The 17,036-nt window shown below is 71.5% G+C and carries 12 protein-coding genes; 3 read left to right on the forward strand and 9 right to left on the reverse strand.

The annotated features are described in order from the left end of the window. Positions 1-36: 36 nt before the first annotated feature. The 8 genes from WME90_RS12905 to WME90_RS12940 all read right to left on the reverse strand — a co-directional run bounded on the left by WME90_RS12905 (position 37) and on the right by WME90_RS12940 (position 10,732). A complete protein-coding gene (locus WME90_RS12905) occupies positions 37-1,845 on the reverse strand; it encodes an MXAN_6577-like cysteine-rich protein (protein ID WP_437281407.1) in 1,809 nt (602 codons plus the stop codon). A gap of 443 nt (positions 1,846-2,288) precedes the next feature. Next, positions 2,289-3,605 carry a hemolysin family protein gene (locus tag WME90_RS12910; protein WP_437283603.1) on the reverse strand — a complete coding sequence of 439 codons (1,317 nt, stop codon included), beginning with the start codon at positions 3,603-3,605 and terminating at the stop codon, positions 2,289-2,291. Positions 3,606-3,873: 268 nt separating this feature from the next. Further along, entirely contained in the window at positions 3,874-4,941 is a 1,068-nt protein-coding gene (locus tag WME90_RS12915; RefSeq protein WP_437281408.1) for a 3-deoxy-7-phosphoheptulonate synthase, read from the reverse strand. A gap of 219 nt (positions 4,942-5,160) precedes the next feature. Further along, positions 5,161-5,958, reverse strand: a complete 798-nt coding sequence (locus WME90_RS12920) for an RNA polymerase sigma factor (protein WP_437281409.1) — start codon at positions 5,956-5,958, stop codon at positions 5,161-5,163. A 304-nt stretch (positions 5,959-6,262) separates the two neighbouring features. Then, complete coding sequence (locus tag WME90_RS12925; RefSeq protein WP_437281410.1) at positions 6,263-7,663, reverse strand: RNA polymerase sigma factor; 1,401 nt, start codon at positions 7,661-7,663, stop codon at positions 6,263-6,265. Between the two features lie 45 nt (positions 7,664-7,708). After that, the gene (locus WME90_RS12930; RefSeq protein WP_437281411.1) at positions 7,709-8,779 is read right to left on the reverse strand and encodes a hypothetical protein; all 1,071 of its coding nucleotides are present in this window, start codon (positions 8,777-8,779) and stop codon (positions 7,709-7,711) included. Between the two features lie 85 nt (positions 8,780-8,864). Beyond that, the gene (locus WME90_RS12935; RefSeq protein WP_437281412.1) at positions 8,865-9,374 is read right to left on the reverse strand and encodes a hypothetical protein; all 510 of its coding nucleotides are present in this window, start codon (positions 9,372-9,374) and stop codon (positions 8,865-8,867) included. A gap of 545 nt (positions 9,375-9,919) precedes the next feature. Next, positions 9,920-10,732 (reverse strand): hypothetical protein, encoded by an 813-nt coding sequence (locus tag WME90_RS12940; protein WP_437281413.1) that lies wholly within the window; start codon positions 10,730-10,732, stop codon positions 9,920-9,922. 865 nt (positions 10,733-11,597) lie between these two features. Here WME90_RS12940 and WME90_RS12945 point away from each other — a divergent pair. The 3 genes from WME90_RS12945 to WME90_RS12955 all read left to right on the forward strand — a co-directional run bounded on the left by WME90_RS12945 (position 11,598) and on the right by WME90_RS12955 (position 16,484). Continuing rightward, positions 11,598-12,449, forward strand: a complete 852-nt coding sequence (locus WME90_RS12945; protein WP_437281414.1) for a hypothetical protein — start codon at positions 11,598-11,600, stop codon at positions 12,447-12,449. A 228-nt stretch (positions 12,450-12,677) separates the two neighbouring features. Next, the gene (locus WME90_RS12950) at positions 12,678-15,788 is read left to right on the forward strand and encodes a DEAD/DEAH box helicase (RefSeq protein ID WP_437281415.1); all 3,111 of its coding nucleotides are present in this window, start codon (positions 12,678-12,680) and stop codon (positions 15,786-15,788) included. A 123-nt stretch (positions 15,789-15,911) separates the two neighbouring features. After that, positions 15,912-16,484, forward strand: coding sequence for a hypothetical protein (locus WME90_RS12955; protein ID WP_437281416.1), 573 nt, complete (start codon positions 15,912-15,914; stop codon positions 16,482-16,484). 193 nt (positions 16,485-16,677) lie between these two features. On the opposite strand, the gene WME90_RS12960 is transcribed toward WME90_RS12955, so the two are convergent. Beyond that, positions 16,678-17,031 (reverse strand): response regulator, encoded by a 354-nt coding sequence (locus WME90_RS12960; protein ID WP_437281417.1) that lies wholly within the window; start codon positions 17,029-17,031, stop codon positions 16,678-16,680. Positions 17,032-17,036: the final 5 nt, after the last annotated feature.

Here is a 17,036-nt window from a genome sequence, read left to right on the forward strand (position 1 = left end):
CACGAGCGATGCAGCGTTTCTATTTCACCCGCTCGCTCAGGGGCACGCGATCTCGGCGCTGCCGCTGCAATCGTTCGCGCACACGTTGCACTGAGCGCACACGAGCATCGCGTCGTAGATGGCAGCGCTCGCCGGGTCTTCCGCCCTGCAGGTCGCCCTGCAGGCAGCCGTGTCGCACGTGCGGTAGCAGCTGATGTACTCCATGCACTCGATGGTGGCGGTGCACGCCGCGAGCTCGTCGGCGCATTCGCCCTCGTACGCGCACCGCATGCACCCCGACGCGCCGTCGCCGCAGGTGCCCGACCCGTCGCATGTCGGCGGTGGGACGGCCCGCTTGACGTTGAGCCTGAACGCGCCCGCGTTCTCCTCGCGGGAGCCGTCCACCATGACCACGACGGTCTGGCCCGCGGCGAGCGTCACCGTGACCTCCGACTGCTCCGAGCCGGTCTCGTCGTCATCGTTGCACGCGAGCTGGGCCCCCCTGCACGACGCGTCGTGCACGTGGAGCAGCGTGTCGAACGACGATCCGAACGTATCGAAGGTGTAGTCGCCGGCGACGAGCGCCGTGAACGTGTACCCCGCGTCGGGGCTGTTCGCTGCGGCGCTCGATGCGAGGCAGTCCGGCGTCGCGGTCGGCCGCGTGCTGTTGGGCCGGCCGACCGTGCTGCCGGTGATCGTCTGCGGCACGGCAGGGCCGAAGGAGCCCGTGGGGCAGGTCGACGCGCTCGCCCGCGTCACGCTCAGCTCGAAGGTGCCCGCCTCGCCGCCCGCGCCGTCGACCACGACGAAGACGGTCTGGCCCGCGGCCAGGTCGGCCGTGATGACCGCGCTCGGGTCGGCGCTGCACGCGATCTCGGAGCAGCCCCCCGCGTCGAGCAGGGCGAGGACGACGCTGTAGCCCGAGTTCCTGCTATCGAAGGAGTAGACGCCCGCGGTCTCGGCGGTGAACGAGTAGATGCGCTCGCTCGAGCTCGTGGCCGAGCACGTGGGGGAATACGTGTTCGGAAGGCCCGCCGTCGTGCCGTTCACGATCTGCGGCACGTCGCTGCCGAGGTCGTGGCCCGGGCTCACCGTGCACGCGCACGCCCCGGCCTGGCAGACCTGCGTGTCGTTGCACGCGGTGCCGCACGCGCCGCAGTGGTCGGCGCTGGTCTGGAGGTCGACGCAGACCTCGACGCCGTCGCAGGCCGTGAGCCCGGAGCCGCAGCCGTCCTCGCACGCGCCGGCGACGCACGTCTGGTCCCCCGTGCACGCGGTGGTGCACTCGCCGCAGTGCCCGGTGTCGGTCTGGAGGTTCACGCAGGCGCCGTTGCAGTCGGTGAGCCCTTCCGAGCACCCCTCGTCCTGGCACTCGCCGGCCTCGCAGGTCTGCTCGTCCGCGCAGGCTTTGCCGCACTCGCCGCAGTTGTTCGGATCGGACGCGACGTCGACGCACGTGCCGCCGCAGTCGGCGCGCCCCACGGGACAGCCGCCGTCCTGGCACTCGCCGGCCCGGCAGGTCTGCCCCCCCTCGCAGGCGTTGTCACAGCGGCCGCAGTGCGCCTCGTCGCTCTGGGTGTCGACGCAGCCGTCGCCGCACGCCGCGAGGCCGTCCTCGCACGCCGCCACGCACGCGCCGCCGCGGCAGGTCTGGTCGCTGCCGCACGCCACGCCGCACGCGCCGCAGTGGCTCGCGCTCGTACCCGTGTCGATACAGGTGCCGTCGCACTCTGTCTCCGGAGCGACGCACGCGCTCGTGGAAGGGCCGCCGTCCGAACACGACGCCACGGAGGCGAGCGCCGCCGCGGCGAGCCAGAGCAGGGTATACGTCGGCGCGAGCCTGAAGCGCGATTTGAGCTTTTCCATGAACCTTCCCTCGGCAGAGATGCCGACGACGGGGGTCGTAACGCGGAGCTACCGGGAGGATACGACGATGGCCTTCCAGGATGTCAATCCTTGCAGCCTGAATCCCGCGCGCGGATCGTCGTCGCCGGCGCGCGCGCCGACTTGCCACCAAGGCACACCTTGACCACAGGGTGCGCTCTTCGGGGGCGTCCGGCTCTCGAGCGAGCGGCGCGCTCTCCCGCGGACCGCCCGCGCGCGGCCGCTCAACGTTCTTCATGATCGACACCATGTTGATCCATGAGCACGTGGCGAAGGCCAATGACCACCTGCTCGTGAGCGCCTGTTATGGTTTCTGTGTACGCCGGTGACCGGTTCTCCGAGGAGAACAAGCACCTCGTGGAGAGCGCGCTCGCCCTCTTCCGCTGGATCATCGACTTCGGCTCGCTCTTCGCTTCAGCGCTGATTCAGCCCACGCCGCGCTGCTCCTCGTCCTCGGGCTCGCCCGCTCGCTGGGGCGGGACGCGGACCCGCACCGTGCGGATCTGCCGGGGGCTCGCGTCGACGATGTGGAGCTCGGCCCCGTCCGGGGTCGTCACGACGTCGCCGGGCGCAGGGATGCGCCGGGCGAGCCCCATGCAGAGCCCCGCGACAGTCGACCAGCGGATGTCGTCCGGCAGCGCGATCGCGAGCTGCCGGCTGACCTCGTGGACCGGCATGTCGCCGGGCACGAGCGCCGACCCGTCCGGCTCGCGCCGGATCGTCTCCGCGCGGGACAGGTGCGCCTCGTTCTCGGCGAAGATCTCGCCGACGAGCTCCTCGACGAGATCCTCCATCGTGACGATGCCGATCATGCCGCCCTGCTCGTCCACGACGATGGCGAGCTGGAGCCGGCGCCGCTTCAGCTCGGCGAGCACGTCGACGGCCGGCGTCGACCCGACCACGAAGTAGGCCGGGCGCAGGATGCTCTCCAGCGAGAACTGCCCGTCGCCCCACAGGTGCGCGAGCACCTCCGGCATCGTGACGTAGCCGATCACGTTGTCGTTCGACCCCTCGTAGACGGGCATCCGCGTATGGCCGTGCTCCAGCACGACGCGCTGGACCTCCGGGGCGCTCGCCTCGCGGGGCAGCGCCACGACGCGGACGCGGGGTAGCATCACCTGGAGCGCGGTGAGCCCGGCGAAATCGATGGCGCGGGAGGCGATCTCGCCGGCGCGCTTGTCGACCGAGCCCGCCTCGGCGGCCTCGTCGACGATCTGCTGGATCTCCTCGGGGGAGAGGCGCGCCTCGACGAAGTTCGTGCGGTCGCCGAAGGCCCTCAAGACAAGGTTCGAGCTCGCGGTGAGCAGCCAGACGAGCGGGCGGGCGAGCGACGACAGCCCGCGGAGCGGCGGGCCGACGAGCAGCGCGTACCGTTCGGAGGCGCGGAGCGCGAGCGACTTCGGGACGAGCTCGCCGAGGACGAGCGACAGGAAGGAGACGAGCGCGACCACGGCGGCGAACGCGAGCTCGTCCGCCGCGCCCCCGATCCACGGCACGCCGCGGAGCACAGGCGCGAGGTCCTGCGCGAGGGTCGACCCGCCGAAGGCGCTCGCGGTCGCGCCGACGACGGTGATGCCGATCTGCACGGTGGCGAGGAAGCGCTCCGGATTGCCCCGCAGGCGCTTCACCGCGTGCGCCCGGAGGCTCCCCGACTGCGCGAGCTGGTCGAGCCGCGTCTTGCGGACCGTGACGACCGCGATCTCGGCGCCCGAGAAGACGCCGTTCACGAGGACGAGGGCCAGGATGATGAGGATTTCCGAGAGAATGGCGGCTCCCTCCGCGGCTTTCCCGTGGCAGGCATAACGTCTCGCTCGCCTGCACGGCAGCGGCGCCGGGCGCGCGGCGCACCAGGCCCCGGCGCCCAAGGCTGCACCGTGCCGGGGGTCGTGACCCGCGCCTAGGATGAGATTTTCTGAGAGGATCCGCCACGCGCGGCCGCCTGCGCTCTGCCACGCGCGGCCGCCGGCGCACTGCCACGCGCGTCCGCCGGCGGCGCGCGGGGTGGAGGGCTCACGCCGCCTTGCTGGCCCGCCGGTCGCGCACCGCCTTCGCGAGCAGCTCGAGCACCGGGACGGTGTCGTTCCAGCCGAGGCACGCGTCGGTGATGCTCTGGCCGTAGGTGGGCAGCTTGCCCGGCCCGAGATCCTGCCGGCCTCCCACGAGGTGGCTCTCGATCATCACGCCGCTGATGTCCCGCGAGCCGGCGCGCAGCTGATCGGCCAGGCTCTCGGCCACGATCCGCTGGCGCACCGGGTCCTTCTGGCTGTTGCCGTGGCTGCAGTCGACCATCAGCCGGCGCGGCAAGCCCGCCTTGGTCAGGCGGTCGCCCGCCTCGCGGACGTGCTCGGCCGCGTAGTTGGGGCCGCGCTGCGAGCCGCGCAGGATCACGTGACACGACGCGTTACCGCGCGTCGCCACGATCGCCGAGATCCCCTGCTTCGTCACGGACAGGAAATGGTGCGCCTCGCGCGCGGCCCGCACGGCGTCGACCGCGATCTGGACGTCGCCCTCGGTGCTGTTCTTGAAGCCCACCGGGCACGAGAGCCCGGAGGCGAGCTCGCGGTGGATCTGGCTCTCGGTCGTGCGCGCGCCGATCGCGCCCCAGGAGATGAAATCGGCGATGAACTGCGGCGAGATCGTGTCGAGGAACTCGGTCGCGCTCGCGAGCCCGAGCTCGGCGATGTCGCGCAGCAGGCCGCGGGCGACGCGGAGCCCCTTGTTGATCGAGAAGCTCCCGTCGAGGTCGGGATCGTTGATCAGCCCCTTCCAGCCGACCGTGGTGCGCGGCTTCTCGAAGTACACACGCATGATCACGACCAGATCGTCGCTCAGCCGGTCGCGCGCCTCGCGGAGCCGCGCGGCGTACTCCAGCGCGGCCTTAGGGTCGTGGATGGAGCAGGGACCCACCACCACGATGATCCGGTCGTCGTCGCCCGAGATCACGCGCTCGGCCGCTTTGCGCGTGAACGCCACCGTCTCGGAGGCCGCGGAGCTGACGGGGATCTCTTCGATAAGGATCGCCGGGGGGATCAAGGGCCTGAGCCCTGCAATACGAAGGTCGTCGGTCGAGTAGTACATCGTTCAGGTTCCAGCATAGCGCGACGACATACGCCCCGACTACCCGCGCGTGGGCTTGACACGCTTTCTCCTTGGGAAGGGCGTCCCATACGGCTTTCGATCCGCCTGAAGATTTGTCTCGCAGGTGCGCGCGGGCCATGGGCTGTCCGGGGCGCTCGGAGCCGGGCTGACGCGGGCGGGCGCGAGCGGCGGCGCGACCGTGCTGGCGGCCTCCGCCGGTCATACGCGCGCCGGCGAGTGCGCCCGCTCCCCGCCCGGCCGCAGCGGGAACGGGGCGCCGTTCCGCAGCGTGCGGCAGGGCGCAGCCGGCCGCTTCGTGCCCGCTGGGGTCGCGCGGACGGGTCGCTCTGCAGGCGCCGTCCGGCGCGGGGTCTTCACCAATCGCGCGGCGTTCGCCGATGGCGCGGCCGCCTCCGCCGCGCTGCTCGCCGGCGGTTGCGGCGGTCGTTGATGCCTGCGCTCTGCGCCGGGCTCCTCGAGCAGCGCCCGCAGCGACGCCAGCGCGCGCGTGCGCCACTTGTACGCCGTCGACAGCGGGATCCCGTGTTGTTCGGCGACCGTCGCCATCGGCACGCCTTCGATGTCGTGCTCGATCAGGATCTGCTGCTCTTCGGTCTGCAGCGACCTGAGCTGCGACAGGATGAGGGAGCGCGTCTGTTCCGCGTCGATCTGCTCCTCGGCGTTCGGGCGCTCGTCGGCGACGCGCCGCGGGGCGTGGCCGGAAGACAGCTCCTCGCGCCGGTGGTGCGCGCGGTCGCGGTAGTGGGCGGCCACGTGGACCGTGATCCTGTTGAGCCACCGCTCCGGTCGCGCGCGGAGCGGGTCGTAGGAGGGGAAGCTCTGGTATCCGGCGAGGAACACATCCTGGAGGATGTCTCGCCGATCGCGGCGTGGGACCCCGAGCCGCCTAAGCCAATTCCATACGGAGTCGTAAGTCTTCCCCCGAAAGAGCCGGACAAAGGCGCGCTGTCTATCCAGCGGCATCGATGGAGCCAGAGTGCGATGCGGTTGTCCCATGCTCGCTTAATTAGGAGGAGCTGATCTCCGATCTCACAAAAAAGCCATCAGCTCTGAAAAATGATTTTCTGTGCGCGCCCGATCCCCCGCATCTCACCCCCAAGCGCCGAGGACGGGAGAGCAGCGCTGTACCGCGGCGGGGCCGCGTCGACTCCTGTGCAGGAGAGCAGCGCTCTGCGGCGGCGGGGCCGCGTCGACTCCTGTGCAGGAGAGCAGCGCTGAAGACGTGGAGAGCTGAACGGGGGAATCGCTCTCGACCGGATCTCGGCTGCGCGTGATACGGCAGCTCAGATCAGGAGAGAAGTCAGGGCTGGAGTCGCTTGGCGTCCTCGGCGGTTCGACTCCTCGCCATCTGAGCAGGGCACGGGAGGAGCGGGGGCGTCGTGTAGGCAGCCATCCTCGCGCGGAGCGCTCGGCGCGCCGCGTTCCTCTCGGCCGTGAGGCGGCCGGCAGGGAACCGCGTTCGGTGCTCGACGAGGAGGCTGTTCGCCTCCTTGTAGCGATTGCACGACAGCGCCGTGATCGCCCCGTCGATGAGGGCTCGCTCTTCGGCGATCTCGTGATCGTTCGATGCCCCAGACGGTGTCACGGGGCGCGCGGCGGCTCCGCCCGCGGGATGGCCGGCGGCCTTCTGCGCGGGCAGCGCCGCGCGGCCGGCTCGCGACCTCCCGGCGCCCCCGATCCCGCCGCCTCGCAGCGCGTCCGCCGCGGCAGCTGCGCCGGGTGGCAGCGGCAGCGCTGTCGTGGATGGCGGTGGCAGCGGTGGCGTGGCAGTAGGCGGCGGCAGCGGCGGCGCGGCCGCAGGCGGCGGCAGCGTGGCCGAGGGCTGGGGCGTCCAGAGGACCGCCGTGCCGAGCCCGGTCGCGGCGCGCTGTCCGGCGGCGGCCGGCGTCGAGGCGGCGCGCAGCGCGCCCAGCGTGATCGCGATGACGGCCGCGGCGCTCGCCAGCGGGACTGCCATGCTCGCGGCGATATGGAGAACGCCCGTCCGCGCCGGCGCGTCGCCCCCGAGGGGGAGCTTCCGCCGAGAGAAGAGCCCACGGACGCCGCGGTACAGCCTCGCGAGCAGCGTGGGCGCGTCCTCGCCTTCCGTGCGCGCCTCCTGCACGAGCGCGTCGGCGCTGAAGGGGATGAGCGCGAGCCCGCGGCCGCGCTGCCGCGCCTGCCAACGGCGCATCGCCGCCTCGATGTCGACCCAGGCGAGCCGGTGCCGGCTCCACGCGGTGCTCAGGGGGATCGAGAGCTGCTGGGCGATCTCGGCCATGTCGATCTCCTCGAGCTCGTGGGCGACGAACACGCAGCGGCGCTCCATCGGCAGCTCCTCGAGCAGCTTGTCGAGCACGCCGCGCCGGTCCCTCGCGATGACGCGCTGCTCGGAGTCGGGGGTGGCGTCAGGGAGCGCCGCGAGATCGTCGAACGGCCGGAGGCGCTCGCGGCGGCGGTGCGCCCGTCGGAAGTGGTTCGACGCCTGGTGGGTCGCGATGCCCATGAGCCACGATCGCACGGTGCCTCGGCTGGGATCGAACCGCGGCAGCGCACGGTAAGCGCCGGCGAGCACCTCCTGGGCGACGTCGTCGATGTCCTGCGCGCGGACCCCCAGGCGGGCGAGGTAGCGAGCGATGAACGAGAGGTGTTCGTCCGCGATCTCCGCCATGCGGGCGTGGGAAGGCTCTGCGGGCGTGTTCTTGCGTGACTGTGACCCCATCTCTGTTCCCCCTCGAGCGCGGCGACGGCGTCGTCGCGAAGCTGGTCAATGCGCTGCCCCGGCGCCCCGAGGGACGGAGGCGCGCCGGGCGGGCGCCTTGCTCCGCGGATCGAGGTTGACGTCGAGCCGGACGCCCACGAGCCCGCCGGCGGCGGGCGGGGTCCAGAGGACGCCTTGCTGGCTCTCGACGCGGAGCTCCGAGAGGCGGAGCACGAGGTCGCCATAGAACTCGACGGCGAGCCGATCGGAGATCGGCATCTCGATGCCGGCGCGCGGCCCTGTGGCGAGCCAGAGCGCCGACGTGTCGATGATCTCCGTGTCGGTGCTGGAGGTGGTCACGACCCCGACCGACACGAACGCGCACACGAACAGGCGACGGCGCTGCGAACACGGCATCACGTTCGCCGCCGCGAGCCAGGTCTTGATGCTCGCCGTCTCATTGAGCCGAATCGTGACGGGCCATTGAGCCTGGCCTTCCAGGCCGAGGGAGAAGGACGGATAGCGGAGGGCGACGTGGAGCGCCGTCCCGGCGGTCGCTTCCTGCAGGGTTCCGAACACCGCGGTCCCCGCAACGCCGACCCTGAGCTCGGGCCACGCGCGCCGCGCAGGCGCCGCGGCAGCGGCGTCGGCAGGAGGCGGGACAGGGGGGGGCAGAGGGGCGGGCGCGGGCTGCACGTGGAGGCTCGGATCGAGCGCGACCCGGAGCGAGAGCGCCATGTTCATGACGAGCTCTTTGCAGTCGTCGTTGTAGGCGACCAGGTGCCGCGACCAGGCGATGGATCCCTCCGCGTCATAGATATCCATCGTGGCGTGCACTTCTCTTCCTGGGCCGACGAAGACAAGGGCCTTGGCCTGCGCGGCCGCCTCGGGCTCCACCGGGTCGTAGCCGAGCTGCCTGGCCATCTCCTCGCGCAGGAGCGCCTCGCCCGGGCAGCGCTCGGCCCCTGGCGCGCGCCGGTACTCGAGCTGCACCGCGGCGCGCGGCGGCGCGGCGCCGGCGCGCCAAGGCCAGAGCAGGGCCGCGGCCGCGGCGACGAGCCACGCCGGCGCCCGCGCCTTCGGTCGCTCCTGCGTCGCCGCGTCGGCTCCGGTGTCTCTTGCTGATGCTGCTGACATGGTGCTCACCGCGGCGTGGTGACCGCTTGTTCAGACCAGGTGTCATCGGCCGCATTCCCTTTCGGGAGCGACCAGCGGGCCTCCCCTAGAAGGCATCCACGGGGAGCACGAGCCCCACGCCGACCACGCCGGAGAGCGGAGGGACCCGCCATACCTCTCTGTTGTTCACCCAGAGGGACGGACGGCTGTGGTTCGTGTGCAGCTCGGCGAACCCGCGCAGCGACAGCTGCTCGGAGAAGCGCCAGTCGCCGCCGACCCGCAGGCCGACCGAGCTGACCCACGGCTGGCGCGCTTGAATGCTGACGCCGGGGTCGCTCGTGATCCGCAGCTCGCCGGCGTCGAAGACGGCGCACACCGACAGGGCCCCCCGATGACCGCAGATGTCGAGCGTCGGCATCGCCAGGCTCGCGTGGACCAGGACGCCGTCGGCGAACGTATCCGCCAGCGAGGTGAGCATCCGCGCCTCGATGGCGACCGACAGGCTGGGCCAGCGGAACGCCGTCGAGAAAGAGGCCCCTCCGCCGAGCGCGGGCAGGAGGCCCACCGCGAGCAGCGGTGACGCGGAGATCTCGCCGCGGAAACTGTCGTCGTCCACCTGCGTCTCCCGTGCCGATTCAGACCGAGGCGTATCCGCGTGCACCGGGGTCGTCGCCGTGAAAACGACGAGCACGGCGGCACAACCGGCGCGTAGCATCGGCGTCCCGGCTAGGGCGGGATCGGTGCGGTACGGCGCGGAGTGAACACCTCGACCCGATGCACGCCGCTGTCTCCCGTCCAGCCGCAACACCTTGCCATGTGGCCCCCCCTCTTCAACGTCTCCGGCGCCTGTAGGACAGTGCACCTCTGCCGCGTGGCGAAGGCCGGCTCGACGTCGCCGCTCCCACGCCGTGATCCTGTAGATACTGACTTTGGAGCGCACGTAAAGGCTTTTGTGTGCGCTCTCGAGCGCGCGGGTCGCATTGTGTTTTGGCTTGTTAATTTCTCTCTATCGAGAGAAATTTTTCGTCATGCCCATGGATTCCTGTACTTAGGGCCTTTGTCTCGCGTCGTGGTGTCTGGTCGCACCCTACCGCGGTTCAGGCGAAGCCCGGATCGTGTGGCTCGGGCGGCGCTCCTGTCGTCTTTCGCGGCGCATGACCATCACGCTTTCTCGCCTGGACGTCTTTGGCAGCAAAACGTGCTCGGACCGGTGAGGACGATCTCGCCTCGCAGCTCCCCGCCGCTCGGCTCGCAGCTGCCGGGCTGGTTGACGCGCCAGACCGCCTTCATGCTTTGGGGCGTTACCCCCGGTTTCGCCTCGAGGCAGCCAGGGGCCTGGTTCGACGCTGTGCCGGCGGTGAGCAGATCGTCGCACTCGCCGTCCCGGAAAGAAAGGAGCATCAGGGAGCACTCGCTGCGCTGGGGCGGACCGCACTCACACGGTGTGCAGTGGCGCTCGTCCCTCATGCCGTCGTAGAGGACGACGTCCACCGGGTAATCTTCCGGGCAGGTCACCTCGCCCTCGCCGAGGTGCATGATGCACTCAGCGAAGCCGTCTTCTTCCTCCTCGCTCGGCGCGCACGTCTTCGACGGAGAGGCGCACGTGCCTCCCCGGGGGCTGCCTCCGCACGCCACGCCGGAGCGATCCCACCGCAAGGTGAACTGTGGCACCGGGGGGGGCTCGACGCTGCCTTCGCAAGGCGTCACTCGGGTCTCGCCGAGGACGAGCGATTGGCGGTCGTTCGCCAAGGCCTCGGTGGGCACCACGCACGCGCCGCTCAGGATGTCCCGGGGATCGTGCACCGCGACCGCCGAGCCACCGCACTTCGGCGAAGCGTCCGTCCTGAGATCGTCGGGCAGGGCGCAGGCTGGCTCGCTGCACCGGCACGGGCTGCACTCGAAGGGGAAGTCCGCGGTCTCGTGCCCTCTGTAGACCGTGGTAGGGGCGCTGCTGGGGCACTGTGGCTCGTCCACCGTCCTGCCGACCCAGAGCAACGCCGGGCCGTAGAAGCCCTCCGGAGCCGGCTCGCCACAATCGCCGCTGCACGTGCCGCACTCCGATATGCACGCGCCGGGGTCGGCATCGAGCCGACACTGCTCCGCGCATGCATGGCACTCCGATACACATTCATCACGATCGGGCTTGTTTTGACACGGTACCGCGCATTCACGACATGCCGATAAGCAGGCCTCGGGGTCGGGCTCGCTGCCACACGCGTCCGCGCATGTCCGGTAATACACGGTATAGGGGGGTATGCAGCCTGCGATGGACGCGGCGAACAGCAGCGCAATCGCGAGACGGGTCCTCTTCATGAGACCTCCTGTCGGGAAGAGCTCGCAGCCCCGCTTTACTACAGAGCCGGCCCTTTCAAGCGGAGATGCGCTGGGGCACGTCAGGAATGTCCCCTGCTGGACGCATTGCGATCAGAGCCGTCGAATTCTAAGAGGACGCCAACAAAGGCTATTTTTGTCAGCGCAGCCCGGGATCGAGCGCAGCGACGCACTTCGCGAAATGACGACGCGCTGGTCCCGGTAAGCTCTGTGCCCGAGTGCAACCTCGCCGCAACTCCTGCGCGATCGAGCGCGACCCTGCGCGACCCTGCGCAGGCCGCGGCGATCGGGCACGATCCTGGGCGATCGAGCGCACCGCGTCGTGTGGGGTACGTCCCGCTCCGACGCGCCCGCGGCTCGCGGCGAAAACGCGAAGGCGCGAAGGAGGCAAGACGGGAAACGGGAAGACGAGTCGCGTGGTTCCACGCGCTCTGGGGCTCGAACGCCGAAGGCCGGGCGTCGAAAGCGCTCGCGGGGCGCGCGCTTGCTGCGTTAGGCTCCGATCTCGATGAGTGGGGATCCACCCGATACCGAGCACGGGCTGCATCAGACGGGGCTCCGCCCTCAGGAAGAGATCGGCTCACGGGGGGCGGCGAGCATCGCACCGGTCCCCTCGGCGACCATCTCGCTCGCGTCCGGGCGGCGTTACGAGATGGAGGCGACGCTGGCGGGCGATCGGCTCGTCGTCCGCGGGAAGAACGGTGAGATCATCCTGCAGATGGAGATCACCGACGCCGGCCCGGTGCTGTCGTTCGCTGCGCCCGACGACGAGCGCGGCGCCCCGCGGCGGGGCGGCCGGGGGAGCGCGTCCTCCGTGCCTCCTTGGCAAGCGGCCTCGCCGCCGCAGTCCGTGATCGTCCCCGTGTCGAGCGGGAAACGCCTTGCTTCGGAGGGCGAGGCCGACGAGACCGTCGAGGTGCCGCGGGCCATGCCGCTGCCCTCGATCAAGCTCCCGCCCGAGGCCGATCTGCTGGAGCTGGACGGCGGCAACGCGCGGTCGGGGGTCACCCTCCGGCGATCGCCTGGCGAGCTCGACGAAAGCAGCGCCGCTCCGGCCGCTCCGGCCTCGGCGCCGCAGGGCGTCGCGGCCGCTGCGCCTGCCACCGGGAGCGATCTTCCGGGCGCGCGGAGCGCGCTGCCCTCGCTGAGCCTGCAGCAGTACGCGGTCCTCTGCGCCGAGTCGTCGCTCGGGGCGGCCTCGTCGTTCGACCAGGCGCTCCTGCGCCACGGCATCGCCGACCGCGACCTGTGGAAGGCCGTCGATCGCAGCTGGCAGGCTCGGCTCGAGCGAGAGCCGATCCTCACGCTGCGCTGGATGGAGCTCACGACGCGCTACCGCGAGCACCTGACGCGCCGGTAGAGCTCGTCGCGTCATGCCGCGCGCCACGCGAATACCTGCTACAGCAGCGCCCCGCTCGTTCCGGGCGAGCTCCCGGAATCTGGAAGACGAGACGGCGGAAAAAGACGCCAAAAGACGCCTGAACCCCTTTCCGCCCTCTCCGTCTTTCTGTGAACATCCCAAGAGGTGACGCTGGTCCCCGGAGAGCGCGCGAGCTACCGCGGACGGCCGTCGGTGTCTGGAGTCTTCGTGCAGGGTCTTCTCGAAGCCATCAGGAAAGCCTGTCTTCCGGGCCTCTGGTCCCAGGGCGTCAAGCTCGCCCGTGAGGGCGCTGCCTTCGGACGGGAGGATCGCGGCGATGCCATCGTGGTCCGCATCAAGGCGGCCGGGCAGCCGGTCGCGCCAACCGTCACGCTCTACCCCGCGGATGCCGAGTGGACGTGCGACTGTGGTGGAAAAATTGACCCTTGCGCCCACGCTGTCGCGGCGACGCTGTCGCTCTCGCAACCGGCGCAGGGCCAGCCGGCGGCAGAGGGGCAGCCGGCAGCACAGGGCCAGCCGGCAGCGCAGGGCCAAGCGGCCGCGCAGGCGCGGTCGGCCGCGCAGGGCCAGCCGGCAGCGCAGGGCGGCGCGATCGCCGCGGCCACGCCGCCGGCGCGGCTGCGGTACCGGCTCCGGCGCAAGGGGCTCGTGCTCGCGCTCGAGCGGATGGTCGTGCACGCGAGCGGCGCAGAGGAGCCGCTCCGGATCTCGCTCGCCAGCCTCGCGGGCCGCGCCGTGCGGGCTCCGGCGAGCGCCGAGCGGCCGGGACCGAGGTTGCCCGAGCTCTACCCGACGCACGAGGATCTCGCGATCGACCGGCTCGTGGGTACGAAGCAGCACGGCTACTTCCCCTCGGATCGTCAGCCCGAGCTCTTCGCCGCGCTTGCGGGTGTCGCGGACGTGGAGCTCGACGGCGCGCCCGTGCGCATCTCCAGCGAGGCGATCGGCCCCCGCGCAACGGTGCGCGACCACGACGACGGCGTGGCGCTCGTCGTGGAGCGGGACCCGCGCATCGCCGAGGTGATCGCGTCGGGCGTCGTGCGGTGCGGCGGCACGCTGCACCTGCTCCGGGAGGTGGACCTCACGGGGCCGAAGCTCGAGCGGCTGCCGCTCCGGCGGGTGTTCTCGCGGGGGGACCTCGGCAAGCTCGTGACCGACGTCCTGCCGGAGCTGACAAAGCGCGTCCCGGTCACCGTCCAGAGCCAGCGCCTGCCCCGCGCGGGCGGCGTGTCCCGGCCCCGGATCCTCCTGGAGCTCAGCCAGAAGGAGCACACGCTTTCCGTCGTGCCCAGCCTCGTCTACGGCGACCCGCCGGAGGCGCGCATCGAGAACGGCCGGCTCGTGCACCTGTCCGGCGCCGTGCCCGTCCGCGACGAGGCCGCGGAGCGCGTGCTGCTCATCCGGCTGCGCGACGAGCTCCACCTCATCCCGGGCCGCCGGGTCGACTTCGACGGCGTCGAGGCGATCCGCTTCGCCACGCGCCTCGAGTCGTGGGACGCCCGCGCCTTCGCCGACGCGCGCGGCGAGCTGTTCGGCAAGGCCGCGCTCGTGCCGCGCTTCGTCATCCAGGACCGGGCCTTCGACGTCGAGTTCGAGCTCTCGGCGGGGCAGGACGACGGCGCGGGCGAGGACGGCGAGGGCGCCGGCGCGCCCCCGAAGCGCGCCGACGCGACGGCCGTGATCCGGGCGTGGCAGGACGGCCTGCCGCTCGTGCCGCTCCTCGACGGCGGGTGGGCGCCGCTGCCCGCGGCGTGGCTCGAGAAGTACGGCGCGCGGGTCGCCGATCTGCTCGCGGCGCGGCGCGAAGACAAGGAGGTGCCGCCCGCGGCGCTCCCGGCGCTGGCCGCGCTGTGCGACGAGATCGAGTACCCGCGCCCGTCGGGCTTCGACAGGCTGATGCCGCTGCTCGACGGCTTCGCGTCGCTCCCGGAGGCGCCGCTGCCCTCCGACTTGACCGCGACGCTGCGCCCCTACCAGCGCCGCGGCGTCGACTGGCTGTCGTTCCTTCGCGACGCCGGCCTCGGCGCCGTGCTCGCCGACGACATGGGGCTCGGCAAGACGCTGCAGACGCTGTGCGCCGTGCGCGGGCGGACGCTCGTCGTGTGCCCGCGCAGCGTCGTCCACAACTGGGCGGACGAGATCCGGCGGTTCCGCCCCGGCCTCCGGTTCGCGATCTACCACGGCACGCGGCGCGCGCTCGATCCCGCGGCCGACATCACGCTGACGACGTATGCCGTGCTCCGCAACGACGCCGAGCTGCTCGCTGCGCAGACCTGGGACGTGGTGGTGCTCGACGAGGCGCAGGCGATCAAGAACCCCGACAGCCAGGCGGCGCGGGCGGCGTTCGCGCTCCGCGCCGAGCTGCGCGTGGCGCTGAGCGGCACGCCGGTCGAGAACCGGCTCGAGGAGCTCTGGAGCCTGCTCCACTTCACGAACCGCGGCCTGCTCGGCGGGCGGAGCGCCTTCCAGGAGCGCTACGGCCGGCCGATCGCCGAGGGCGTGCAGGGCGCCGCGGCCGAGCTGCGGCAGAAGATCCGCCCCTTCGTGCTGCGGCGGCTGAAGGGTGAGGTGGCGCCGGAGCTGCCGCCGCGGTCGGAGATGGTGCTCTACTGCGAGCTCGAGGAGGCCGAGCGCGAGCTCTACGACGCGGTGCGCGCGGCCACCCGCAAGGACGTGGTGGAGAGGCTCGCGGAGGGGGCGAGCGTCATGGCGGCGCTGGAGGCGCTGCTCCGCCTGCGCCAGGCGGCCTGCCATCCGGCGTTGATCCCGGGATCGAGCGCTGGCGGCGCGGCGCCGGCGTCGCGGGTCACGCCCTCTTCCAAGGTGACGCGGCTCATCGAGGCGCTCGAGGAGTGCGTCGCGGACGGCCACAAGGCGCTCGTGTTCTCGCAGTGGACCTCGCTGCTCGACCTCGTCGAGCCGCACGTCACCGCGGCGGGGATCCCGTGGAGCCGCCTCGACGGCGCGACGCGCGACCGCGCGGGGGTGGTCACGGAGTTCCAGTCGCCGGGCGGCCCGCCCGTGATGCTCATCTCGCTCAAGGCGGGCGGCACCGGCCTGAACCTGACCGCGGCGGATCACGTCTTCCTGCTCGATCCCTGGTGGAACCCTGCGGTCGAAGATCAGGCGGCCGATCGGGCCCATCGTATCGGGCAGCACCGACCGGTGATGGTCCACCGGCTCGTCGCGAAGGACACGGTGGAGGAGGGGATCCTCGCGCTGCAGGAGCGGAAGCGCGCGATCGCGGGCGCCGCGCTGGGCGAGGCGGACAGGGCGGCGTCGCTGACACGGGAGGATCTGCTCGCGCTGCTGGGGTAGCGCGCATCGCGCGCGATCGGACGCCTTCCGCCCTCTATCGCGTCATCGCGCGGCGCGCGTCGTCGCCTCGTTCCGCGGTGCACGCGTTGCGCGCGTCGAGCCGTCATGGGATGAGCGGGCGTGATGCGAACAGCCATCCTCTCCGCCGCCGCGCTGCTGACGTCGCTCGCTGCGTGCACCGTCAACGGTCCGCGAGAGCCGGCGCCCGAGCCGTCTTCGCCGTCCTCGTCCGCGGGGCCCTCCGCGCCGCCGTCCACCGCGGCGCCGAGCGCGCCCGCGGAGGCGGCGCAAGCTCCGGCCACGATCACGGCGACGACGCATGCGCCGGCCGCTCCGACGCCGACTGCGGCCACGGCGTCCGGCGAGGAAGCGCTGTTCGGCATGTGGAGCTCCGCCGCGTGCGGTCCGCGCAAGTACGAGCGCCTGCTCTCGTTCGCGAGGGATGGCAGCTTCGTCGCCGAGGATCGCGTCTCTCCCTGCCCGCCGAGGGTGGCGTGCATCTGGTCGGGCGTCATCCATCGCAAGGGGGCGTTCAAGCGCTCCGACAGGACCCTCTTGCTCTCGGTCTCCGAAGCGTCGCACGGACCGGGCGCCCAGCCTTTCCCGACCACGCTCACGATCGATCCTTCGACGGGCTCCCTCGCCGAGACCGGAGAGGGCGGCAATCTCTGCCCCTATACGCCCGCCGGCAGGTAGCGCCACCTGGGTGTGCGCTCTGCTCCGGGCGCCACATTTCCCATGGCCCGCCGGCCCGCGCACCGACCGAACGGCCGGGGCTCCTCCGCCGGAACCGATCGGAATCGAAGGGATGAACGCGTGTCCGCAGGAGGAACCACGCCCGACGAGCGATGAGCGCCTGTCCCGGTAGGGCGGACCGAGCCTGGCGCTCTCAGCACCCGCACGCCTTCTGGACCGCGCCGAGGAGGGCTTCGTATCTGATCGGCTTCCTGAGCAACGGTGTTCCGGGCGGCGGGGAAGTGATCGACGCGGCTGACAGGACCACGACCGGGATGCCCGCGAACCGCGCGTCGCGCCGCATTCGCTCGATCAGCTCCACACCGTCCATGACGGGCATCAACAGGTCGACGAGCATCAGGCTCGGCCGCTCGCCGCGCTCGAGCAGCGCGAGCGCCTCCGCTCCGTTTCCGGCGGTCACGACGCTGTAAGCACCGTCTTCTTCGAGCGCGTCGCGGAGCGAGGTTTGAATATCCTCGTTGTCCTCGACCAACAGGATGTGCTTCATCGTGT

This window comes from Sorangium sp. So ce375, from assembly GCF_051473855.1.
GTDB lineage: Bacteria > Myxococcota_A > Polyangia > Polyangiales > Polyangiaceae > Sorangium.